Here is a 23961-nt window from a genome sequence, read left to right on the forward strand (position 1 = left end):
TAATATGAATTTGCAAGAGTTTGTAATTGAATTTAAAGACTTGCACAGCGACGGACAGAATCAAGAAGAAAAGTTCATTAATGCTTTTTGCGAATATTTAGAAGCAAACGAACTATTTACTGATTTTAAATTAAGTTACCGATCCCAATTAGGCATTCAAGCTAATGCATATGCTTATGACAGAGATCACAATAAATTAATTTTCATTGTTGCAGATTACGAAAATTTTCATTATGGAACATCAGTCTCTAAAACGATCATTCAGAAACTGTATAAGCGTGCGTTAAAATATATAAAAAAAGCAAGAACAGATTTAGTTAATGTGATTGAAGATATAGCAGGTGACTATCCTTTAGCACAATTAATTTATGAATTAGATTATGAACAGACAGAGATCGAAGTGTTAATTCTTTCTAATCGTATTTACAAAAGCAATGCTTCTGTAGAGATCGAAGTGGTTGAGGGGAAAGAGATTGTCTATCAGATTTGGGATATAGAGCGTTTATTTCAATTAGTGAACGAATCACAAGGTGTAGAAGCCATTGAAATTGATTTAACAAAGTTGTCTCAAAAAAGCTTTTCTATGCTTCGAGTAGATGAAAACAGCAACGATTTTGATTGTTTTGTCGGGTACATTTCTGGGGATACCTTAGCTACTTTATATGAACAATGGGGACAGAGATTAATTGAACGAAATGTGCGTTCATTTTTACAGTCAAGAGGTAAGGTTAACAAAGGAATTAAAAATACACTGCGCAGCGAAAAAGAAATGTTTGTCGCATATAACAATGGAATTTCAACAGTAGCCGAAGAGGTGGAAGCAGAGGTTTCAGCAGATGGCCTTCTTTATAAGATCAATAAAATAAAAGGATTGCAAGTCGTGAATGGCGGGCAAACTACAGCATCTCTGTATTATACAAAGAAAGAAGATAAAGTTGATTTAAGCAATGTATACATACAGATAAAATTAACAGTCATTAAATCACGTGAAAAGATGAACATGATGACTTCCAAAATTTCAGAGTATGCAAATACACAAAATAAAATTTCAGAATCAGATTTAAAAGCAAACCATGAGGCGCTCATCAATCTAGAAAATTTATCTCGTACCACGTGGGTTCCTTCAGCATCTAATTTGAAGTCCAATAATCGGTGGTTTTTTGAACGTGCGCGCGGCCAGTATTTAGTTGATTTAAGCAGGGAAACTACTCCTGCAAGGAAAAATGAATTCAAAAAAGTAAATCCTAAATCACAATTGCTCAGCAAAACAGATGTGGCGAAATTCTACATGTCATGGATACAATATCCTCATAAAGTAAGTAATGGAGGTGAATCCAACTTTAAAGCTTTTATGGAGCTTATCGATCAGTCCGTTGCTGATATAAATACAGCCTTTTATAAACAATTAATCGCAATGGCAATTTTATTTAAAACGTGCGATGATTTGGTGAAAGAAGCAAAGTATCCTGGTTATAAAATAAATATTGTCACGTATACCCTTGCTGCGCTTTCTTATGGAAAAGGAAATCAAATTGATCTAATGGAAATTTGGAGTCAGCAATCGGTTCCTGAAAAATGGATTTTTGAGCTTGCAAGACTTCTCCCGATTACATGGGAACATATTAATAATCCGCCAGTCTCTGGATCCAATATTACTTCCTGGTGTAAAAAGGAAGAGTGTTGGCTAAATTATCAAGAGAAATTAAAAAAACATAATAAGCAAAGTTAACTATCAATCATAAGCAGAAATATCGACATTGCTAACAAAGCAAGGATCCTTACGCTACTTTTGGGAAAGAAACCAAACAGCTTAGATATATCCCGTGTAACGTAAGGACAATTTATGGGCAATAAAAGTAGCATGACCTAGAATGGAAACAGCCATTAGAGTACTTGCTCATTTACTAGCCCCTAATAATCTAGCAAATGCTAGAGGAGCTATTTATAATCTTGAAAATTCATTAGAAAGAATTAATGGAAAAGCTAAAATTATTTTAAGTTCATAGGCCATGTTAGAGAAAATTTGATTTTTCTATTATTGTTTCTTTATGTGTAGTCTGTCATAAAAAACTGCACCATAAGTTATAGGGCCAATAGTTGAAAAATTATTTGATCATAGAAATAGAGAGAGTAAAAGGTTGTAATATTGTGGGTTCAAAAACAAAACTATTTGGAGATTAAAATAATATTTTATACTATGCTTGTTTTATGTTTTATGAGGTGGAATTGATATGGAAAGAAAATTTAAATTAGCTTTAATTGTTGCATTTTACTTATCAAAGTATGATTTAAAAGCAGCACAAGATTTAGGTTATAAATCTAGGAGACAGGCCTTTAGAGGTGTAGGTGAAAAAATAAATGTTAATCACAATACCATTAAGCATATGAGAGACCAATTTGATACTGTCCTTTCTCATAGAGCTGGTTACCACCAAAGTCCCTTACCTCCATCAAGAGCAGAAGTAGTTGAAAAATATTCCTTTTTAAGTGAGATGGCATTGTTTGAAATAGTAAAAGATATTCTTAATGTTGGTATGGAGAACAATGAGAATATAGAATCTTATGTAAAAGTGCTTGAAGAAGTAGAAGAAAAAGATAATAAAAATAAGAGAAAGGCAAAGGTTAGTACTGAATATACCACTAGAGGAATAACTGGCATAAAAGCAGAGGAGCTTTTTTTAACTAAATTTAATGAAGGAAAGATAAATGGATTTTCTGATGGAGCATTAATTGATACAAGACAAGATGGTACTGGTTATGACTTTAAATTACCAGGAGATCCTGATATTTATTTTGAGGTAAAAGGGTTGGCTTCTGTAAAGGGAGGTATATTATTTACTGATAAAGAATGGGCTGTTGCCGAAGAGAAACAAGAAGAGTATATATTGGTTTTTATTACTAATATAAGTGAGGAACCAAATATACAAATTATTAGAAATCCTTATATGAAATTAAAGCCAAATAAAAGTATCTATACCACTATTACAGTAAATTGGGCAGTAGATGCTTCTCAGCTAAAAAGCTAGATATTAGCAAGAAGTTGCTTTCTATTTGGAGAATGTGATGAAAAGGTTTTGGGGAGCACAGCGCAATCTATTATACTTTTGTATGGTCATTTTTTATGTTTTTGTACTTAGATTTCTTTTTAAGAATTTTAATTTAAAGAGAAGACACATTCCACCAAAGGTATGTCTCTTCTCTTTATAAACTCAGAAAAGTCAACATCCCTTCATGTATCGCTTCTTCTATGGGACACGGTCCAAGACAATCCCCTATTTGTTTCACGATGGGAGCATGCCTTTTCATTTCTTCGAATAATTCTGTAATGGGAATGCGGCCAAATGTACCCTAGCTAGAGTAGACACTAAAAAAGTGTCTACCTATAGGGTGCTTTTCTGTATAATTATAAAAAAATGAAATTTGGGGAGATATCTAATAAGTAAAAAGTTTTTTACAGAAAAAAAGATGGATGTACTTTCAAATAACCCTTACGTGAAATAATTGAGTCCTAAGGAATCAATTATACGGACGATTTTAAGCAACTTTTTATTACCGAAAATGAAAAGGGCAAGCTTCAAAGACAAATACTTGTGGAATGTGGGTTCGATATATTCACGTTATAGGAATGGAGCGGGTTCAGTCATCAGGAAAAAAATGGGGAAGTAAAAAGGTTTTTAATACATAGAGTGTGTTAAAGGGTGAATTCCACTACTCTTGTTATATAATATCTACAACCAGCATTCGAGCCGTTGCGAAGTTATAGTTAATATAAACCATAAAACATCCTATTTGTTTAAATAGGATGTTTTATGCGTGGGTGAAGTGAGCCTTTTTTACTGTGGGAATTTTTCATCTAATTTTTTATTAATCGAAAAAACAAATTTATTAGATTTAGAAATGTTTATTATATTTTCAGAAGGATTACTTGATTGATATTCTTTTAAAATCTCGTAAAGTAAATCATAAGTTTCACTTAATTTTTCTTGTGAAAGTAAAGATAAATCAAATTTACTAAGTTCATGATCTATGTATCTAGATTTTTGTAAAATTAAACTTACAACTATTCTAGATAAATGGTATGCAAAGTTTTTGGCTAAATCTTTTTCAATAGAGTCATTTGTATTTATTAATTTTGTTACCTCTTTATGAATAAGAGCAGCCTTTAAATATGCTCCAAATTCCAATTTGGCATTAAAGATTTTATTATATGAAGAGTCAGTTTTTATTAAAGTTGTAGGCTTTGAGCGTGCATTTGCAGGACTGAAATTTAAAATAGATTCAATAGCTTGCGCCATACTTTGTATACTTATAATTTTATTAGCCGCTTTACCTTGATTCTTATAATAATTTTTACGTCTATCGTAGAAGTAACCTTGTTCTAAACAATAGATTTCAAGATTCCTTTGAATTTCATCAGTTGCTCGTAATAATACTGGGGGTACAGGATTTTGGCTATTAGATGCTGATATAATTGTATCAATAGTTTTTTTAGTTTCTGTTTTGACCACTTTAATTAACACACAGCGATTATCTTCGGGATTAGGTGTAAAGTATTTACCTATCGAGTAAGAAGTCTGTAGTCCATTAACTATTTGAGGATTATCAAGGAATAAAGATTTTAGCAAAGGTTGACATTTAGAAGATATGATAGTAATACCGTTATTTAACCACCAAAAGTCCCTTTCATTATCATCTGAAAGGGTTTTGGCAATCTTATTATTCACATCTACTTCCCCTTGATAGTGTCTAATATTACTTTCGAAAATATTTTCTCTTATAACGTTATTTTCATCAGTAATAAAATTAAAGTAATTATTTAAGGTTGCTACTCCAATATAGCCATATTCATCATCCGAAAAGGAGATAGGAGTAGGATTTTCTTTAAACATGATTTCGAGTTGTGGCGAGTGATCTTTACTGTATAATGAAAGTAGTTCTTTAGAACTGTATGGTGTAAAAGAAATGTCTGTTACACGTGTTTGCTGTTTAGTAAGGTCAATTAATTGATCAATCTTTGATTGAAAAGCTGCATTTATACAAATTTCATTACTTTTACAACTATATATATAGTTTATTGATATTTTTGCATTTTTTACAATACTTTTCCTCCAAATTCGTCTGAATAGACCGATTTTCTCTACTAATTTCGAATTAAAACGAGTTAATAAGTGGTCTTCGTCAATATCGAGATTTAATATAAGAGGCATTGAAGATTGTAATCGATTAATAGGATCTTCTTTGAAGGAGTTTTCAAACTTAGACTGAGCAATTAAAACTTGTACTTCAGTTTTCTCTGTAATTTTAATTTCTTCTAACTGCTCGATTGACATTATAGATTTGTCATTAATTAAAATTAGGAAAGAATCTATACCTCCATCAAGGCTACCATCTACAATACATTCTGAAATTTCATCAAAGGATGTTTCTGAGTTTTGAGTTATCAATAACATTGAAAAAATTTCAAATAATTCACTAGTCCTTAGATCATTTAATTCATTAGATTGTTTAAATTCTTCTAGACATTCCGTCAATAGTGCAGAATCGTTCATAAATTTGCCTCCAATTATAATAAATAGAATTATAACATAAAAAAGTAAATTTCTGTTCTCGTTTTAGACTATTTAGGGAGAACAGTACCTTAAGTAAAGCTTCTGGTATCAAGGTGCCTATGACTAAGTTTGAAATTCTGTGAATATACTTGGATGGGGATTTTTATTCACTAAAACTGCCTATTGACTTTCTATATGGGGACTCCCTTGCTTTCCCCAACATCAACCCGGTACTAACCAATAAAAACAAAAGAGGAAAAACCATGTGGAATGCTGTCTATTGGGAGAGGGTTTGGGTTCTGATGTCCTGCTCGGTGCTCTTGAGGCCATCTTAATTTCGATTAAGAAAAACATAATTGGCTATATTTTGACATTTGGAACTGACCTATTGATTGGTGCGGTAGCAGATGAATTGCTTGCTGATTCGGTAGGTAATGGAGGAATCTGGACGGCGTAGATCGGTTTTATAGCAGGAGCCGCCGGGTTTACGCTCATGGATTTTCTTGTTTCTAAAAAAGCTGCTCCGATAAAAGGAATAGTTCAAATAATAGCTCTACATTCGAAATAATATACTATGGTAATATAGTTGGCAGTCTTCTTTTAGTAAACCAATGAGCCAGTCATGCCTAACCTATATAATCAAAAAAGAGACATCCCCCCAAGGAATGTCTCTTCTTTTTTATAAACTAATAGCACTCATCATCCCCTCATGCGTCGCTTCCTCTATCGTCCGCGGTCCAAGGCAATCCCCAATCTGTTTCACAACAGAAGCATAACCTTTCATTTCTTCGAATAGTTCTGTGTTGGGTATGCGGCCAAGGGAGAGGACGATGGAGTCCCAGTTGGTTATTTCTTCTTTTTGTTGGGTGAATAGATTCCGGATGATGACGTGATTTTCTTTGATTGCCCCGATGTCGTAGTGGGGAAGGAGTTTGACGTTTAGGTTGTATAGTTTTTTTAGGTATTCGTTCCTGAGATATTGGTGGACGGTTTCGCCGATGTGCAGTCGTGATGATATGAGTGTGACCCCATGGCCTTTTTCGGCTAGGTAGATGGCTGCTTCCATGCCGGGCCAGTCGCCGCCAAAGTCGAATACGAGTACGTTGTCCCCGACTTTTTTTGTTGAGCTGTATAGGTCATCACTCATGATGATCCGTGGGTCATCAATTCCTTCGATGGCTGGTGTATAGGGCCGTGAGCCGGTTGCACAGATGATGGCGTCCGGTTTCGCTCCTGATATTTCTTGGGCGGTGGCCGTCTTTCCTAATTGTACATTTATATTGCTTCTCATCAGTTTCCGGGAGTAGTTATCGAGCATCGATTCTGCCAGTTCGTGCCGCATCGGTGCTTTGCGCATGGTGCGGAGCAGGCCGCCGATTGATTTGCTTTGATCGATCAGTGTAACGGAATGACCAAGTAAATCTGCTGTTATGGCTGCTTGTAATCCGCCGGGTCCGGCGCCGATGACGAGGACATTCTGTTTGTTTCTTGTTTTCTTTAATTCTGGTAATATCCATGCTTCTTTACCTGTTGTCGGGTTTTGGACACAACCAATCGGCAGTCCTTTATGATAGTGGCCGATACAAGCTTGTAAACAGCCTATGCATGCATCGATTGCTTGCAGGTCGCCGTTTTTTGCTTTGTTGGGCATGTCAGGGTCGACGATTAAGGCCCTGGTCATTCCGACGACATCGGCTTTTCCGGTGGATACGATCTGTTCGGCTTCAACGGGGTCGACGATTCGATTTCCGACAAAGACCGGTACGGCTCCCGCCATCCTGATTTTGAATCCATGTGGAGATAGGTATGCGTGCTTTATCGGTGATGGCGGCACGATATGTGTTGATCCCTCGAAGGTACTTGAATCTCCGGCCGTGACATTGATGAAATCCAATCGGACTTTTTCCGCGAGATATTCGACGATTTGCACGGAATCCTTCATCGTTGTCCCGTCCATTGTCAGTTCATCCGAGCTCATGCGAATGCCGACGGTAAAGTCTTCTCCGACTCTTTCCCATACCTTCTCCAATATTTCCACGATGAATTGCATCCGATTTTCAAAAGATCCGCCATAGAGATCGGTGCGTTTATTTGTATGCACCGACCAAAACTGGGCAGGAAGATATCCGTGTGAACAGCAAATTTCGACTCCGTCAAGTCCGCCTTCCTTTGCCAGCTGTGCTGAATGGGCGAACCCCTCAATCACTCCTTCAATATCTTCTAAACTCATTGGTTTTGGCATGACGCCGAAGCGCAGGCTGGGAACGGCTGATGGCGCCCAAGCCGCATTCCGGTAGTCGCTCGATACGACTTCCCGTCCGCCATGAAATAGCTGCGAGAAAACCTTCGTTCCATACTTATGGAGCGTTTCGGAAATCTCTTTGTAGGCATCGACGATTCTTTCGTCATATCCTGCAATCGTTTTGGACGTAAGCATGCCGGATGGATGTACGGATGCTGCTTCAAGGATGATCAATCCGACGCCCCCTTTGGCGCGGGCTTCATGATAGGCGACCATATCCGAAGTGGGGATTCCGTCCGTGACATGGTTTGTTTGATGTGCTGTACTTAAGATCCGGTTTTTTAATTCAGTAGAGCCGATCGTTAAATGGGTAAACAGATTCTTGAATTGAGCCATGATCATGACCACTCCCTAATGTTAGATAGAATGAGAGTATAGAGGGCACCAATCGTCCTCTACCTATCCCTATACAGGTTCAATATGCAATAATCATGCCGTTCGGGAATTTGGGTTCATCATCGTTTTTTTACTTTGATAAAGAGGGTATGGCTCATGAATCTAGTATTTTATAGATAGATAACTGAACCTTTTTTGAAAAGTGGTGATTCATAAAAGGTTCAGCTTTAAATTTGGTTGGTATATGGACATTCGTTGCTAATGAGAGGGGCGCTTATTTCTTTGCCGCCCCGAAAAGTGTAACAAAATCGGTTCGAAATCAAATGATGGGGTGATTGTGTGGATACGGAAGCAAAAAAAGAATCACTAATTGTATTTTCCGATATTTCTATTTTGGATATAAAATCCTTACTGAAAATCAATTCTTCTCCTTTTATTGTCATGAAAAATCACTTGGAAATCCTCGGCATTTTAGAGGAAGGTTTCTTTTTGAAGAGATTGGATAGTGAGGGTCATGATCAGGAAATCACGGCTTATCTTAATACATCGTTTGTCGTCGTTGATGTTTTAGATAAGCTAAGTGAAGAGGATCTGTGCACCTTTGATTTTGTGATTCAACATGGCGATAACCAATATAGATGCTATCCGATCACTGAAGTCAGGGAAATTCTGCTTAAACAGAAGATTAAGAGCTTAATAAGTCTAAATGAATCACTGCATGAAGAGCTGGAGGTGACAAGAAAGAAGGTCAAAGAGCTGACGCAAATCCTGGATTCCAGCTATGATGAAATTTTCGTGACCGATGCCAACGGGGACACGTTATTCGTGAGTGAAGCGTGCAAGAAGCTTACAGGGCTGCCGCCGGAGGCCTTTATTAATAAGAACATTAAAGAGTTAGTTGAAAAGGGATTGATTGTCAATTCGGTTACATTAAAGACCATGAAAACGAAAGCGATCCATTCAGCGGAACAAACCTATCCGCATGGGCTGACTGTATTCTGCACCGCGAAGCCGATTTTTGATGAGGAGGGGAATTTATATAGAATCGTTTCGAATTCCAGGGATATCACCGAATTGGTTGAGATGAAGAGTAAATTGAACAGAGTGAATCTTAGGAACAAGCGAGCCCGGCATGAGAATTCAAGAACCGTTTCGTTCAATAACTTCATTACAAATTCGGATAAGATGATAAAGGTTTTGGAATTAGCTGAAAAAGTCGCACCGATGGATTCATCGATCTTCATCCATGGTGAAACCGGAGTCGGGAAAGGCGTATTAGCAAGGGTCATTCATGATCTTAGCAGTAGAAAGGATAATAAATTCATTCAAGTGAATTGCGGCGCGATTCCATCGGCATTAATCGAATCCGAGCTGTTTGGCTACGAAAGCGGTGCATTTACGGGAGCCAATAAGCATGGGAAACAAGGGCTTGTTGAGAGTGCTGATGGCGGCACGTTGTTTCTTGATGAAATCGGGGAAATGCCGCTCGACATTCAAGTGAAAATCCTCCATCTGGTCCAGGAGAGAACGTTCATGAAGGTGGGAGGTACGAAGGAGAAAAAGGTGAATATTCGTATTATCTCCGCTACGAATAAAGACTTGAAGCAAATGATCAGGAAAAATCAGTTTCGCGAAGATCTCTATTATCGGCTGCATGTCGTTCCAATGGAAATACCGCAGCTGCGTGAGCGGAAGGAAGATATTCTATTATTGACCGATTATTTTCTGAAGAAATTCAATGAAAAGTACGGTCAATCCATCACGATCGATGATCATTCGAAGTTAATTCTGCAGCTGCAGGATTACCCGGGCAATGTTCGCGAATTGGAAAATGTTATAGAACAAATTGTCGTGACGGCTAGAAAACCTATCGTAACGATAGAGGATTTGCCTTCCGAACTAACCTACAAAGATACGGCGCTAGTCAATTTAACAGGAATCATTCCTTTGAAAAAAGCGTTAGAGGAAACGGAAAAGCAATTATTGTCCCAGGCCCTTTCCACCTATAAATCTACCCGGAAAATGGCCAAGGCCCTGGAGGTCAGCCAAACGACGATCATGCGCAAACTAGGCAAATACCAATTTAGCTATCATGATGATAAATAAAATCAACCTCTATTGAAATCTGAATATTCAAAAACTTGGTATGGATATTGCATATTTCTTTATTGATTATTTCTATTTTGATAAGGGGGTCAAGAAATGGGTGAGTTGATTTTCTCTTTAAGTTATGGAGGTTCCTTAATTGTCATGGGGTGGATCACGAAGGTGTTCCTGGTGAAAATGAAAAAGAATCAAGAAGAAATAAAAGCAAAAGATCCGATCGAAAAGGTGGGGATGTAAGTGGCCTTTCTGCTTGGTATTATCGTATCCTTTTGTGTATATGTCTCGATCGGCATTTTCTTATTCAGGAAAGTGAAAAGCTCAGAGGAGTATTATGTTTCTGGACGGAGCGGAAACACATTGATGATAACCGGTACGCTTGTTGCCTCTTTCCTAAGTACGGTATCTTTCATGGGAGAAGCGGGATTTTCCTATGAAGGGTATCCGATCCTGCTGCTTATCCTCGTTATTTTTAATGCAAGCGGCTATATTTTCGGGGTGTTCCTGTTTGGCAGGTATTTAAGAAGAAGCAAATCATTGACCGTTCCTGAATTTTTCGGTAATCGCTTTCATTCGAAGAAGGTAAGACTGGCAGCTGCCATCACGACGATTCTCGGAATCGCAGCATACTTGGTTGCCGTTACCCAAGGGGCAGCGGTTTTATTGGCCGAGGTTTCCGGGGTTTCCTATCCAATGGCCCTGGTGATCATGTGGGTCGTGTATTCATCCTTTACCATTCTCTCAGGTGCGAAGGGGGTCATGGTGAATGATACCGTGATGTTCTTTTTATTCTCGATCGCAACGTATCTTAGCTTTCCTTATATCATCAAATCAGCAGGCGGTTTCCCTGATGCCATTACTAAAGCGGCAAACCTGGCCGAACGGCCTGATTTATTAAGCTGGCATGGCATTACCGGACCTGGCGCAACGATGGGCACGCCTTGGGAAGCATTGGCCTGGGCAGTCATCATGGGTTTGGTCTGGGGCATTGTCATTGCAGTGAGTCCATGGCAAAGCAGCCGATATTTGATGGCTAAGAATGAACACGTAGCCATCCGGGCCGGCGTATGGGCAACGATATCGATTTTAACCGTCTATTTGTTCCTTCATATCAGCATCTCGACAATCACCACCATTAAAGCGGATATCGCTCCGACGGAAAAGGTATTCATTTGGGCAGCGATGAATATTGTCCCGACATGGCTTGGAGTCATCATCGTCAGCGGCATCATGGCTGCGGCTTTATCTTCCTGTTCGAGCTTCCTTCAGATTATAGGAAGCAGCATAACACGGGATATCATGGAACAATCACGGAAAAAGGAATACACAGATCAACATTTATTACGGGCCAGCCGCATTTCCATGGTCGTGATCAGCTTGATCATTCTATTGATTGGATTGTTCCAGCCGCCTGCCGTCATGTGGATCGGCTACTTTGCGGCTACATTATTTGCGGCATCATGGGGGCCGATTGCCATATCAAGCGTATTTTCAAAGAAGGTAACGAAAGAAGGAGCCTTTTGGAGCATCGTATTCGGCTTCTTTGGCGTGATTCTCGGAGAAAGCCTCGGCATGTTCGGAATAAGCCTTCCCGTTTACCTCAATCCTGTCATCATAGGTTTAATCTTAAGCATAGGTGCACTCATCATTGGCTCCAAGTATGGAACGATCACCATCGAAGAAAGGGAGTTTCAAGCCAATATCCTTCAAACTCCTATTGAAATAGACGAGCAAAAAGAAATGAACATCACCCGCAGATACCCAGCCTATTTAATGATCAGCGGCGTCATGATCATCATGGTTACGCTAGTGTTTTATTATTGGCCGATCAGTATGAATTGATGGAAATGGCAGGGGGGATCCCTGTCATTTTTTTCTGAAAACTAGCTAAAATTCAAACTATGTATCACCCTGTCTATTTTTCAATGAATATTCACTTTAAAATTCGGGTATGATATCCTTATATTAACATAAACTAAAAACAGCCCCATGCTGGAACATGAGGCTGACAACTAGCAAGAGTGGTTGGTCACAACTAATAACTCTTAATCAGAAGAAGAACCATTGCCATCTTGGAGGGATGAGTGGTTCTTTTTCCTTTCTTGGCGAACGCAGACAGGAGTCATTAATCATCTATTATAATAAATATTGACTATTGGAAATATTCTGGTTAGAATAGGGGCAAGAATTGAAAGGAGCGATAAACGTGGCATTTTTACATCTATACTGATATACACACATATTATGGAAAAAACCACTTTGTATAAGGGGTTATTTGCTGTGTGTATAGGATGGATATGTTGTAGGAGTTTTGTCGTTCTACCGGATATCTATGCGGTTTTTTTCAGTACACAGAGCCTTCTGTGTACTTTTTGTTTTGGAGGGATTTTTACATGATGCTGTTACTTTTCACGAGTTTGGAAATTTCGAATATGTGATCATTCAGCGGTGACTTTGAAGACGGGGGGAATGTACATTGCAGTTCTTATTATTCTTTTGATGCGAGCTTGAAATAGAAGCTCGTATCGATCCAAGCTATCGATACGAAATCAAAAATTTCGGAGGTAGCGAATATGGAACAAATATGCTTTGAATTGGAAAATGTCGAAGTGACATATTTAGATAAACAGATATTGAAGATTGAACGATTGGCTGTACATCAATTTGACCGCATCGGCATCGTCGGGAAAAATGGTACAGGAAAAAGTACGTTATTGAAGTTACTTGCCGGAGAAATTCAACCGGCAAGCGGAAAAGTAAAGGGGTATGTTGATCGTGGTTATTTTGAGCAAGTAGAAGCGCCTGCTGTTGCAGAGGCTGATCCGGCGTTACTGGGAAAATTGGCAGTTCCGCGATATTCAGGGTCGCTAAGCGGCGGTGAGCAAACGAGGCTGAAGCTTGCCCAATTGTTTACCCACTATTTTGAAGCGTTACTTATCGATGAGCCGACAACCAATTTGGACCAAGACGGGATTTCGTTTTTACTTGATGAATTACGCTATTACTATGGTGCGCTTGTATTAATTAGTCATGACAGGGCTTTATTGGATGAACTTGTGACAACGATTTGGGAAGTGCATGAAGGCAAGGTACACGTATATTCAGGAAATTACAGCGAGTACATGGCACAGAAGCAGTTACAACGTGAACAACAGAGGCAGGCTCATGAACAATTCATAAAAGAAAAGAGCCGGCTTGAAAAAGCAGCGCAGGAAAAAATGAAAAAAGCTGAAAAAATCGCCCAGGCTGGAAGGTTATCGAAAAAAGAGGCGAATGCAAAACCGAATAAGACGTTCATGACGAAATCGAAAGGCACAAGCCAAAAAGCCGCACAACGTGCAGCGAAGGCAATTGAGCAGCGAGCGGAAAAGCTTCAGGAAGTCGATGCTGTACAAGAGGAAAGGCGAATCGTATTTCGCCAGTCAAAGCAATTGGAATTGCATAATAAGTTCCCGATCATGGCAGACCGATTGACTCTTCAAGTGAAGGAGAAAGTATTATTGGATGAAGTGAGTTTCCAGCTGCCGCTCGGTAAAAAAATAGCCATTACAGGCAGCAATGGCAGCGGTAAAAGTACTTTGCTTCACCATATTGCGAATGATGATGGCGCAGGCTTGGCGCTTTCTCCAAAAGCGAAAATAGGTTACTTCCGTCAAATGAGCTATCGATTTGCAAGAGATGAAACGGTTCTGCAATTCTTGGGAAACCGGTCAGAATATGATGAAGGATTTTTAAGAAGCATCCTGCATTCGATGCAGTTTGTTGGGACGGATATACTGAAAAGTGTTCAGTCATTAAGTGGCGGCGAAGCGATTCGCCTCCAACTTTGTCAGTTGTTCTTAGGCGAATACAACATTCTGCTTTTAGATGAACCGACCAATTTTCTGGATATTACGGCCACTGAAGCATTAGAACGATTTATCGCGGCATATGAAGGGACGATTATATTTGTATCGCATGATCAAGCGTTCATAAACCATGTAGCAGATCTTCAGTATAAAATTCAGGCGAAGAAATTGGTTCAAGTGTGATTTTACGTTCATGCCAAAATAAGCCGATGGGACAATTCCATCGGCTTATTTATCATCATTCCTAAACACATTAAGGATGAATCGTAACCATTGTCCCGATTGGAACAATCCTTGATAATTCCTCCACGTCCCGATTATGCATGCGAATACAGCCCTTTGAGACAGCTTTACCGATCGAGCTGGGATCATTCGTTCCATGAATGCCATAGTGCTCTTTTGATAAACTCATCCACATTGTACCGAATGGGCCTCCGGGGTTGGGGACTTTATTAATGATGATGAATTGTCCTACTGGTGTACCGAATAGCATTCTTCCAACAGCAATCGGGTATTGTTTTTGCAGTACGCCATTCTTTAGCAGCCTTAGCTTACGATTGTTAACGGATACATCGATTCTAAATGGAATGGTATCAGGAGGGGGAAAACCGGGGATCAGGATGGGTTGACCAGGATAAATGACATTTGGATTGATGTTCGGGTTAGCAGTGATGATTGCCGATAGCGGTTTCCGATAGTCCCTGGAAATCTGTGTCAGTGTTTCACCTGGTTTAACTGTATGAATCAGTCTGAACACCTCCATAGGTTATGGTTGTCATGTTTCATTCTATGTGATTTTTCAAAAGTGTTTCGTAACTCGCTGTTATCTGTTTTTAATGAAACTTATATGTTAAGTAACTTAGCCGAAAAGAAACCGAAATGAAGTTTTGATAAAATAAGTTTTTATGGAAATGAATTTTTTGTTGTTAAAGAGGGGGAATAAAGGTGGAGGAACATGTGAAAAATGCTTTAGTAGAATGGAATGAAGAAATCAGTGATGTGTTAAAAGGGATAGAAAAGGAATATGAAGAAGTTAAGCGTGATCTTCAGGTTTATTCCTATAAGTTCAATATTACCAAACAAGTTGTACAATCCACTATAAATGATGAAATCATTCGAAATATCCGTGAGCTCTATCATAAACCTTTTGAACAAAAATTGAATGAATTGAAAGAATCGATAAAAGAGCTGGAAGAAAAGAGAAAGGTTTTTCAAATGTTTGTCGATAAAATAGAAAAGGTTAGTGAAAGAGAAGAAGGAAAACCGCAAATATCAGTCATATAAGGCAGCGAAGGGCAGGATAGTCATGAAGAATCTACTATTCTATACACAAAAACCATGGCAGCGAATATAACTGCTTTTTTTTGCTGGAATTTACAAAAAGCAGCCCCTTGTTTACCCCAGCATCTACCAGGGTACACTATCCTATAAAAAGGAAATGGGGGAATTCTATGTGGAATGCGGTCTTTTGGGGAGGGGTTTCGGGTTCTGCTGTCCTGCTTGGCGCATTAGCCGCCATATTCATTCCGATAAAGAAAAACATCATTGGCTATATTATGGCTTTTGGTACGGGTGTATTGATCGGTGCAGCGGCATATGAGCTGCTTGCCGATTCGGTGAGTGATGGAGGAATCTGGGCGACGGGGATCGGATTCATAACAGGGGCCGCCGTATTTACCGCCTTGGATTTTCTTATTTCCAAAAAAGGTGCGGATAAAAGGAAACGGTCCAATAATAGCTCTAAGAAGGAAGCGGGCCTAGCCATTTTCATCGGGACGGTGATGGATGCCATACCGGAGTCGATCATGATTGGCGCAAGCTTAATAAGCGGTGGCTCGGTAAGCTGGTTATTGGTCATTGCCATTTTCATAAGTAATATTCCGGAGGGGCTCTCAAGTACAACTGGTCTGCTCAAAAGTGAGTATTCGAAGAAGAAAATCATGCTGCTGTGGTTATCCGTATTGCTCATTTCGGCACTATCCTCGATGTCGGGCTATCTATTCCTCGATCATGCCCCGGACTATATCCTGGCAGCGATGGCAGCATTTGCGGGCGGCGGAATCATCGCCATGATTGCCTCGACGATGATGCCTGAAGCATATGAAGACGGAGGACCGATGACGGGCATTTTCGCCGCCGCCGGCCTGCTTATCTCTTTGGTTCTGGATTCGATGTGATAACGAAAAAGTGATTGTCCCCTTGGAAAGAAAGGGGGCAATTTTTTTGTTTAAAATCTATCATAGTAGGAAATGCATAGGCGAAATAAAGGAATCTATCTTAAAAGAATTAATTGTTGGTGTTAAAATATCATTTCAAATCATACACTCTTCATATAGATTTTAGACATTGAGGGGATGTTAGAAATGAACTTCGAGATGCGAATAGCGAATATGCTGGCTGATAATATGAATGGTTTCATTACATTCGTCCGTGAAAATCATGAAAATGAAAATAATTGCTTTTGTTTAAATAGAGATAAATTGTATCAATTGAAGCTTCTTGTCGAGGAGTTCAAGTTTCAAGTATTGGCAGATGAACTTAAACGAATCAATCGGTTTACATGGGATGAAAACTACACGCATTTATTAGTTGAAAGATTCAGGAAAGGGATGGGGATCATTGAAGAGTACGTTGAAAACAACTACAGCGATTTATTCATTTTTACCGCTAGACTCTATACGTTGAATAACCTCAGCCTATTACTTTGCAAGGAGGAAGAATCGGATACAGCCCTCAGCGAATAAAAGAAGAGCACATATTATCGTATATAATATGTGCTCTTCTTTTATTTGGTTATAGGGATACTATGCTTCCGGGCCGGCCTTATTTGCTTGGCATCGTGGAGATATATTTTTTGACCACTTCATAAACATATTCTTGATTGGCTGCTGCTGTATTCGGGTTATATTTACCGCCATTCACTTTATTATTGGATAGCACTCGTATACCTAAGAAGGGAACATCGTAAGCTTTTGCGATTTGGGCAGCCGAAGCTCCTTCCATTTCCTCGACAGATGTACCATATTTCGTATGGAACCACTTAATCCGATCCACTTCATTATTCCAAACGTCTGCAGAACCGATAGTGCCATCGACAACCTTACCTTTTGTGTAAGTATCTTTAACTGCATGAGCAGCAGCGAGTAAATCCTTATCTCCCTCGTAGAAGCGTGGCTTTTCAGCGTTAGGATCTTCTCCTGCACTTCCTTCAGAAGCCATTAGGTCCATCGGTTTCCAAATGGTTGGATCAATTCCTTGGTTTTCAGTTTTATCTGCCGTTTTCAATGAACCTAGGTTTACCGTTCTTTTTCCTAAAACGATATCAAAAACGTTTAAGTTTGGATCATGTCCGCCTGATGTCCCTTGATTGATAATGGCAATAGGGTTATATCTTTCAATGGCCAATGCTGTAGCGGCAGCCGTGTTTTCCATCCCTTTACCTGTTTTTGCAACGATTACAGGATAATTGTCTAACGTTCCAATGTAAAATACAAAATCACCTGATTTTTCTTCTTTAACATTTTTTAACCTTTTCGCGAAATTTTCAGCCTCGATTGGCATTGGACCTTGGATCATGATAGGCCTTTGAGTCTTTTTTTCGGCCGTTTCATTTTTGGAAGCAGAACTGCATGCTGCAATCACCGATACGAAAAGTAATGTAATGATTCCTAATATCGTGTACTTTTTAAACATGTTTTTTCTCATATAATTTCTCCTTAAAACATATTATTCGATTGTTTGATACACTCGCAGTTGAGGCCAAAGAAAAAGGTCCAGAACGGCAGAATGATTACTGCCTTCTAGACCTACGATAGTCAAAGTAAAGATGATTAAGCAAAATGATTATCATGCAAAATCATTTACTGCTCAAGAAAGCGGGCAGCCGAATACTTTAACTCGTAGTCTAGTTCTTTCACTGGGAACCAGGTAGAAACGCTCAGACCATATTTCCGAGCATATACGAGTAAATTACGATTATTACTTTGCTAATATAACAAATAAATGATAGATAATCAATAAAAAAGTGAACATTAAAATATAAATATAAATTAATGTTCGTATTTGGAGAGGGGTAATTCGATAATAACGTTGATTTTTTAAAAGGTAAATGGGGTTTTAGTGAAGGTTTGGACACAATCATTATGTGGATGCTTTTCGAATAGTATAATTTAAAGGCCAAGTCAGAGATAGAAGATTCGGTAGGTTCTCATCCGAACCAATTTTAAAACAAGACTATGGTTTTTTAGTATTATGAAAACCTCATTGGATGAAAGAAATTTGAGACACTCCTGCCGAATAACCGGCTAGCCGAGACCCCACAGACGCTTGCGTCGAGGGGGCTTGGCAGACAGTCGGCGGAAAGGGAGCGGATTTCTGAAATCAAACTGGAATTTTTTGTTAATAAAAAGACTATAGGCAAACTGACTTTTTCTCGAATTTGACTAAAGTCTGGAGAGGGGCGGAATGGCCTCATCTCGAACCATATAGGGATAGATGGCCAATAAGATTCTAATTCTTTATTAAAATAGTTAACCTTTTAAAGGTACTTTCCCTATGAAGGTATTCATTTGAAGATCATAATGGTTTTCTATATATAGATATTTATTTATCTGAGTATTCTGACATTAATATTTTTAAAGAAGCTTTATCTCACCCATCTCTTTTTCTGTTACTATCTACTGTTGTTTCTTTAGAAATATATAGCATTATATTGTATTTTATTAATTGTCCAAACTATAATATTAATTAGGTCTAAATGAAGTAGTCACTCCTGGTAAAACGCTAAAGCGAGATTGATTTAATGCATATGCTGTACCTGTAAGAGTTGCATATCCACCGTTATTTTTATTCATTGTTACACCACCGCTAATAGTTGAACCTAAAGCTCCCATGCCGCCTACAGGTGCATCTCTTTTAAAACCGGAATGATATCTTAATTTTACAATACCTTTAAAATTATACGGCCATGCTGTAGCTGGCTTAACAGACCAATATACACTTCTGCCTGTATCACTTGCTACAATACTAGCACGTCCTCCAGGACCAGTAACTGATGAATACAACATGGGATTATTCTCATTTACAACAACACTATTAGGATGAGTAAAAATAACATCAGATATTTCTGTATCATTTCCAAAACTTCTAACTGTAATTTCATCGTCCATATAGATAATTTCACCTTTTTGTTGAGCTAATTCTTCTAATTCTTGATCATCTTTTTCACTGGAAAATGTCGGGGTAGCTAATACTAAAGAAAACAGCATGAAAACTATGGGTAAAACGATCTTTTTCACAAAGTTTACCTCTTCTTCTATAATGTGTATTTTAGTTATATAATAAATAAAATATGAGGTGGTTAATTTGAAACAAAATCATGATTATTATCAAAATCTATTAAAAAGACTTTGTAAAGCTGATAATATTTCTCCTCGAAAACCTAGGTTTGAAAATATTGAAGATCTAGTAATTATTCATGTTAAAAATCATTTGAAAGAAGGGGTGGATTTAGAATGTTTTAAAATTTTAAATCTTATTTATCAAACAGTCGTACCTTTAGGTATAAAATTCAATCAACAGTTATATTTATATCCAAATGGAGATAGATTAGATAGAGTAGCGATAACCTTTAACAAAAATGATTATATACTTTTAAATGAAAAACTAGAAAAAGGAGAGATATAAATAATCAATACATATTGGAGATTGCCGCCCTATAAGTGGGCTATTTTTTTTGGTCTTCCTCATTGTTTTAGATACGCCGGTTGGTAAAATGCAAGCACCGCCAAAATTCAAAATACTACCAGACCCCTGCATGTAGAAAAACTTTTTTATTCAACATTCTCCCCCCTTGGTAATGTATTTTTACTGGAAAGACAGGATGTGTTTACCATGTTACATTAAAACAATTAAAAATAAAAGAGTTTTATAGTTAAAAATACCCAGATAGTGTTAATTAATATTTGTGTTTAAAACTCCAACCTCATACTCCTACGGAAAAATCCATAGGAGTATGAGGTTGGGTTTTTCAATTATCTGCAATTCTGTTCCGTATTCAAAAAATTTGTTTCGTACTCTCTCGCGATCGTGAATGGAGAGAAGGGATAATTAAATGGTCATTAGAATTGTTGTCTCTTCTCAACCAATGCAACCCATTAGAAACATAGGACATCCGAATATGAGCGGGACAGCGGTGCCTGGAGTGGAGCACATCGATCAAATTACAAGTTCTCCCTATTTTCGAGATAATGGCTAACTGAGCATTCTCCAAAAGGAGAAAAAGTTCCAGAAGCATAGGTGGAAAAAGTTCGCAAAAAGCGAGGTGTGCAAAGCACTGTCAGGGTCTATCATGATTAACCAAGGTTATGACTACATTTCCCTTTTTATGTCCTTGTTCTACATATCTATGAGCCTCGGGAAGCTGTTCCAGCGGGTAGCGTTTATCTATGACCGATTTTATTTTTCCAGCTTCGATTAGCTCCTTGAGAAGTAATAAATCTTCCGTAAGTACCTTTGCTATTCCTTGCCCTTCGACGGACACATATCGCCCGTTCGGGGTCAGTGCTTTCTTGCAAGCGGCTTTCGAGCTTTTCCCGACTGCATCAAAGATGATGTCATATCGCTCTTGTCTTTCCGTGAAATCCTCTTCCGTATAATCAATTACCTCATCTGCTCCCAATGATTTCACCAATTCAAAATTAGCGGCACTGCATACTCCGGTAACTTCTGTTCCAAAGTATTTGGCTAGCTGCACGGCTGAAGTCCCTACCGACCCGGATGCACCGTAGATGAGGACTTTTTGTCCGTCCTGTATATCGGCTTTTCTGAAAAAATGAAGGGCTGTCGTTCCCCCAAAAGAAACGGCGGCCGCTTCCTCATAGGTAACGTTGGCAGGCTTCATTGCGATTGGCCCGTCTTCTGGTAAACATGTGTATTCGGCATGAGCCCCGAAATTCATTCCAGTCATGGCAAAAATCCGGTCGCCTTTTTTGAATTTTTTCACATTCCTGCCTGTTTCCACTATTTCCCCGGCCAACTCCACTCCGAGTACCGGTTTTCGCGGTTTTCTAAGACCAAGGAAGATCCGCATCGGCAGCCATAATAAGAAGGGGCTATTGAAACTACGGACTCTTATGTCCCCTGAAGCCACTGTTGCCGCATGAACCTTTACCAGAACTTCGTTGTCCTTGGGCGTTGGTTTTGCCAGCTCTTGGAGTTCCAGTACATCGGGTGAACCGTATTTTGTGCATACCATTGCTTTCATCGCGAGTCTCCTTTTTTTTTGATACAATCTTTTAATACTATGATGGAAGTTGTAAGATAAAACTACATGTAAGCAAAACGGAAGAATGAATGCTTAAAAGCATTAGGTGTTGTCAGCAATCGATCAGGGGCAAATGTCTTGCTGAGCGGTCGAAACCATATGGGACATTCTATAAGACGAAGGAGCTAAAAGTATGGCCATTAACGAAAGACCGAGAAGAATAGTTTTAGATTTAGCAGTTACTTTAGATGGCTTTATTGAAGGGCCAAAAGGAGAAGTGGACTGGTGCATTATGGACCCTGAAATGGGGTTCACGGATTTCTTAAATCAAATTGATGCTATTTTTTATGGAAGAAAAAGCTATGAATTATGGGGACAATATACTCCAGGAAATGAGGTATCTGATACTGAAAAAGAAATGTGGAATTTAGTTCATGGCAAAGAAAAATTCATGTTTTCCCAAACAAAAAAAGCACTGATGATAAAGTGACGATCATAAATGATCATATTGTTGAAGAAGTAAATAAATTAAAGAAAAAGCCCGGTAAAGACATCTGGCTTTATGGCGGGGCAAGTCTTATTACATCTTTTATAGGATTTGGGCTGGTTGATGAATTTAGGTTATCTGTTCACCCTGTTGTTTTAGGGGAAGGAAAACCTTTGTTTATTGACATGAAGGAGAGATTGAATCTTAAACTGGTTGATACAAAAAGATTTTCCTCTGGCGTTGTTCAACTTTGCTATCACCTTAATGAAGAGTAATTGATAAGCATGATGATATAAATTTCTTCTTCACTGAAGAGATGATGCTTTTATTAAATGCTTCACCTTGGTAAAAGCCATACCCTATAAACAAAAATGGAGCCCTCAATTAGTTGAAGGCTCCGTTTTTTATTCCTTTATATTAAGCATTACAATGTAAAAGTTTGATTAGACTAACCTTTTTGTCTCTATCTAACTTTATAATTTGCTTTTAATATTCTACTTTTCGATGTTAGCCGTCCATTGACCGTCTGCAGTGATAACTAATAAGTAGTAACCATCTGTCGTTAATGGATGTCTCATAACCTACCACTCCTAAGAAATTTAACACTACAGCACCCACACTTCATCAAATTTTGTAGTAATGAATAAAACTACTAATAGTAATGATAGCATAAAGTGAAGGAAAAATAGGTATTTTAACCCGTGTTACAATAGGTATTTATATCCAAAAAGAGGTGATTTTTAACAATGTTGGAAGGGAAAGCTTGGCGATTGAATGAAAAGTACTGATAAGAGATAGGTTTGCAGAACCATATTTAATCCAGTTTATGAAAGTTATCAATCATTTGGTGAAATCAAAACAAAAAAACGCCGTTCTTCCCCCATTACCCCAGGAAGTAGCAGCGTTTTATTTTGACTTTAATGTCAAATTTCCAAACTAACTCCCTCGTTCAGCATCTTCAATAATTCTTTCAGGGCGAAGGAATGGTAGGCGTCTTTTTTGGTGATGATCCCGAGTTTCCAGTGGAGGTTCGAGTTTTTTAACGGGATGATTTTAACATCTTCGTTGGTTTGCTTATGATAAATCGATCTGGGCAGGAGGGTGATGCCCAGTTTGGATGAGACGAGTTCGATGATCAGGTCCCATTGTGAGCTTTGGTATGAGATGTCAGGGGTGAATCCGTCCCTTTCACATGCCTGGATAATGTAATCATGTAAGGTGAAGTCTTCTGAAAAAAGGATGAATTTCTCGTCTTTCAATTCAGTTAAGGAAACGGCTGAATGGCGGGCAAGTCTGTGCTCTTCATGAAGAAATAGAACGAATTCGTCTTCAATGAACCGGTAAATATTGAATTTTTCTTCACTGGCTGGCAATACGACGATGCCGAGATCGATTTCGCCTTCTTCGACAAGCTTGCCGATCAGCTTGGCGCCTTCTTCGACCAATTCGAGGGAAACTTTCGGATAACGTTCTTGAAAGCTGCGGGCAATTTCCGGGAAAAACAGGGTGCCGATCAGCGGCGGGATGCCGATTTTCACAACGCCTGATGTCATGTCCCTGAGGTCATCCAGGAGTACGTTCAATTCGGATAATGCCGCGAAGGCTTTTTGGCCTTGCTTGTACACGATTTGTCCGGCATCCGTCAGGCGCAGGTGTCTTGTTGAGCGGTCGAAGAGTTCCACACGCAGCTCTTCTTCGAGTTTTTTGACGGCTTTGCTTAAGGAAGGCTGTGTTAAATAAGAATTGGCGGCGGCATTCGTAAAACTTTTATGAAGGGCCACTTCCATGAATGATTTTAAATCTCGTAATTCCATATCTGTCTCCTATTTATTCGTAATTAGCATAAAGTGTATTCCTATTATTCATTTTACTTATAAATTAGCGGGATGTAAACTAGATGAGGATTAAAAGCAAGTATAAATAACCCTATATCAATAAAGTATTCTTTACCGTGGAAGTATAAGGAGAAAGTGCTTGATTTATGAGCTGTATCTAGGAATTTTATGTTTATGGATATATTTCCAATGAGCCAAGCAACTTATTCACCTTTCTCGGAAAACGGACAAGGTTTT

At 38.6% G+C, this 23961-nt stretch carries 19 protein-coding genes, 1 pseudogene and 1 riboswitch; of the genes and pseudogenes, 13 read left to right on the forward strand and 7 right to left on the reverse strand.

Annotated elements, in window-relative coordinates; translation table 11 throughout:
• Window positions 1–4 precede the first annotated feature (4 nt).
• The 3 genes from ACFRAK_RS23870 to ACFRAK_RS23880 all read left to right on the forward strand — a co-directional run bounded on the left by ACFRAK_RS23870 (window position 5) and on the right by ACFRAK_RS23880 (window position 3026).
• A complete protein-coding gene (locus tag ACFRAK_RS23870) occupies window positions 5–1729 on the forward strand; it encodes an AIPR family protein (RefSeq protein ID WP_394572644.1) in 1725 nt (574 codons plus the stop codon).
• A gap of 142 nt (window positions 1730–1871) precedes the next feature.
• The gene (locus tag ACFRAK_RS23875) at window positions 1872–2006 is read left to right on the forward strand and encodes a hypothetical protein (RefSeq protein ID WP_394572645.1); all 135 of its coding nucleotides are present in this window, start codon (window positions 1872–1874) and stop codon (window positions 2004–2006) included.
• A 225-nt stretch (window positions 2007–2231) separates the two neighbouring features.
• Window positions 2232–3026, forward strand: a complete 795-nt coding sequence (locus tag ACFRAK_RS23880) for a protein NO VEIN domain-containing protein (protein ID WP_394572647.1) — start codon at window positions 2232–2234, stop codon at window positions 3024–3026.
• Window positions 3027–3833: 807 nt separating this feature from the next.
• Here the strand turns inward: ACFRAK_RS23880 and ACFRAK_RS23885 are convergent.
• Entirely contained in the window at window positions 3834–5549 is a 1716-nt protein-coding gene (locus tag ACFRAK_RS23885) for an AIPR family protein (RefSeq protein ID WP_394572649.1), read from the reverse strand.
• 292 nt (window positions 5550–5841) lie between these two features.
• Between ACFRAK_RS23885 and ACFRAK_RS23890 the strand changes: the two genes are divergently transcribed.
• Window positions 5842–6006, forward strand: coding sequence for a hypothetical protein (locus ACFRAK_RS23890; protein ID WP_394572650.1), 165 nt, complete (start codon window positions 5842–5844; stop codon window positions 6004–6006).
• 222 nt (window positions 6007–6228) lie between these two features.
• Here ACFRAK_RS23890 and ACFRAK_RS23895 read toward each other — a convergent pair whose 3' ends face one another.
• Window positions 6229–8187, reverse strand: a complete 1959-nt coding sequence (locus ACFRAK_RS23895) for an oxidoreductase (RefSeq protein ID WP_394572651.1) — start codon at window positions 8185–8187, stop codon at window positions 6229–6231.
• Between the two features lie 339 nt (window positions 8188–8526).
• Here ACFRAK_RS23895 and ACFRAK_RS23900 point away from each other — a divergent pair, with 339 nt between their 5' ends.
• From ACFRAK_RS23900 to ACFRAK_RS23915, 4 genes are all read left to right on the forward strand, one after another.
• The gene (locus ACFRAK_RS23900) at window positions 8527–10293 is read left to right on the forward strand and encodes a sigma-54 interaction domain-containing protein (protein WP_394572653.1); all 1767 of its coding nucleotides are present in this window, start codon (window positions 8527–8529) and stop codon (window positions 10291–10293) included.
• Between the two features lie 96 nt (window positions 10294–10389).
• Window positions 10390–10530, forward strand: coding sequence for a hypothetical protein (locus ACFRAK_RS23905; RefSeq protein ID WP_214793556.1), 141 nt, complete (start codon window positions 10390–10392; stop codon window positions 10528–10530).
• Complete coding sequence (locus ACFRAK_RS23910; RefSeq protein WP_387600405.1) at window positions 10531–12132, forward strand: sodium:solute symporter family protein; 1602 nt, start codon at window positions 10531–10533, stop codon at window positions 12130–12132.
• Between the two features lie 731 nt (window positions 12133–12863).
• Window positions 12864–14321, forward strand: a complete 1458-nt coding sequence (locus ACFRAK_RS23915) for an Msr family ABC-F type ribosomal protection protein (protein WP_387600408.1) — start codon at window positions 12864–12866, stop codon at window positions 14319–14321.
• A 70-nt stretch (window positions 14322–14391) separates the two neighbouring features.
• Here ACFRAK_RS23915 and ACFRAK_RS23920 read toward each other — a convergent pair whose 3' ends face one another.
• Window positions 14392–14886 carry a L,D-transpeptidase family protein gene (locus ACFRAK_RS23920; RefSeq protein ID WP_387600998.1) on the reverse strand — a complete coding sequence of 165 codons (495 nt, stop codon included), beginning with the start codon at window positions 14884–14886 and terminating at the stop codon, window positions 14392–14394.
• A gap of 197 nt (window positions 14887–15083) precedes the next feature.
• Here ACFRAK_RS23920 and ACFRAK_RS23925 point away from each other — a divergent pair, with 197 nt between their 5' ends.
• From ACFRAK_RS23925 to ACFRAK_RS23935, 3 genes are all read left to right on the forward strand, one after another.
• Window positions 15084–15422, forward strand: a complete 339-nt coding sequence (locus ACFRAK_RS23925; protein WP_260287100.1) for a hypothetical protein — start codon at window positions 15084–15086, stop codon at window positions 15420–15422.
• A 167-nt stretch (window positions 15423–15589) separates the two neighbouring features.
• Window positions 15590–16315: a ZIP family metal transporter gene (locus ACFRAK_RS23930; RefSeq protein WP_387600412.1), complete on the forward strand. Its 726-nt coding sequence runs from the start codon at window positions 15590–15592 to the stop codon at window positions 16313–16315.
• 186 nt (window positions 16316–16501) lie between these two features.
• Window positions 16502–16882 (forward strand): hypothetical protein, encoded by a 381-nt coding sequence (locus ACFRAK_RS23935; RefSeq protein WP_387707027.1) that lies wholly within the window; start codon window positions 16502–16504, stop codon window positions 16880–16882.
• Window positions 16883–16961: 79 nt separating this feature from the next.
• On the opposite strand, the gene ACFRAK_RS23940 is transcribed toward ACFRAK_RS23935, so the two are convergent.
• Window positions 16962–17843: a 5'-methylthioadenosine/S-adenosylhomocysteine nucleosidase gene (locus tag ACFRAK_RS23940; RefSeq protein ID WP_260287104.1), complete on the reverse strand. Its 882-nt coding sequence runs from the start codon at window positions 17841–17843 to the stop codon at window positions 16962–16964.
• A 175-nt stretch (window positions 17844–18018) separates the two neighbouring features.
• Window positions 18019–18122: riboswitch (purine riboswitch) on the reverse strand.
• Between the two features lie 758 nt (window positions 18123–18880).
• On the reverse strand, window positions 18881–19435 hold the full coding sequence (locus ACFRAK_RS23945) for a hypothetical protein (RefSeq protein ID WP_387704937.1): 555 nt from the start codon (window positions 19433–19435) through the stop codon (window positions 18881–18883).
• 67 nt (window positions 19436–19502) lie between these two features.
• Here ACFRAK_RS23945 and ACFRAK_RS23950 point away from each other — a divergent pair, with 67 nt between their 5' ends.
• Entirely contained in the window at window positions 19503–19823 is a 321-nt protein-coding gene (locus ACFRAK_RS23950) for a hypothetical protein (protein ID WP_283915628.1), read from the forward strand.
• Between the two features lie 652 nt (window positions 19824–20475).
• Here ACFRAK_RS23950 and ACFRAK_RS23955 read toward each other — a convergent pair.
• The gene (locus ACFRAK_RS23955; RefSeq protein WP_394572656.1) at window positions 20476–21402 is read right to left on the reverse strand and encodes an NAD(P)-dependent alcohol dehydrogenase; all 927 of its coding nucleotides are present in this window, start codon (window positions 21400–21402) and stop codon (window positions 20476–20478) included.
• Between the two features lie 193 nt (window positions 21403–21595).
• On the opposite strand from ACFRAK_RS23955, the pseudogene ACFRAK_RS23960 reads away from it, so the two are divergent.
• Window positions 21596–22164, forward strand: a pseudogene (locus ACFRAK_RS23960) (dihydrofolate reductase family protein).
• Between the two features lie 648 nt (window positions 22165–22812).
• Here ACFRAK_RS23960 and ACFRAK_RS23965 read toward each other — a convergent pair.
• Entirely contained in the window at window positions 22813–23703 is an 891-nt protein-coding gene (locus tag ACFRAK_RS23965) for a LysR family transcriptional regulator (protein WP_387600434.1), read from the reverse strand.
• Between the last annotated feature and the right edge of the window lie 258 nt (window positions 23704–23961).

Source organism: Peribacillus sp. NPDC056705 (genome assembly GCF_043656335.1).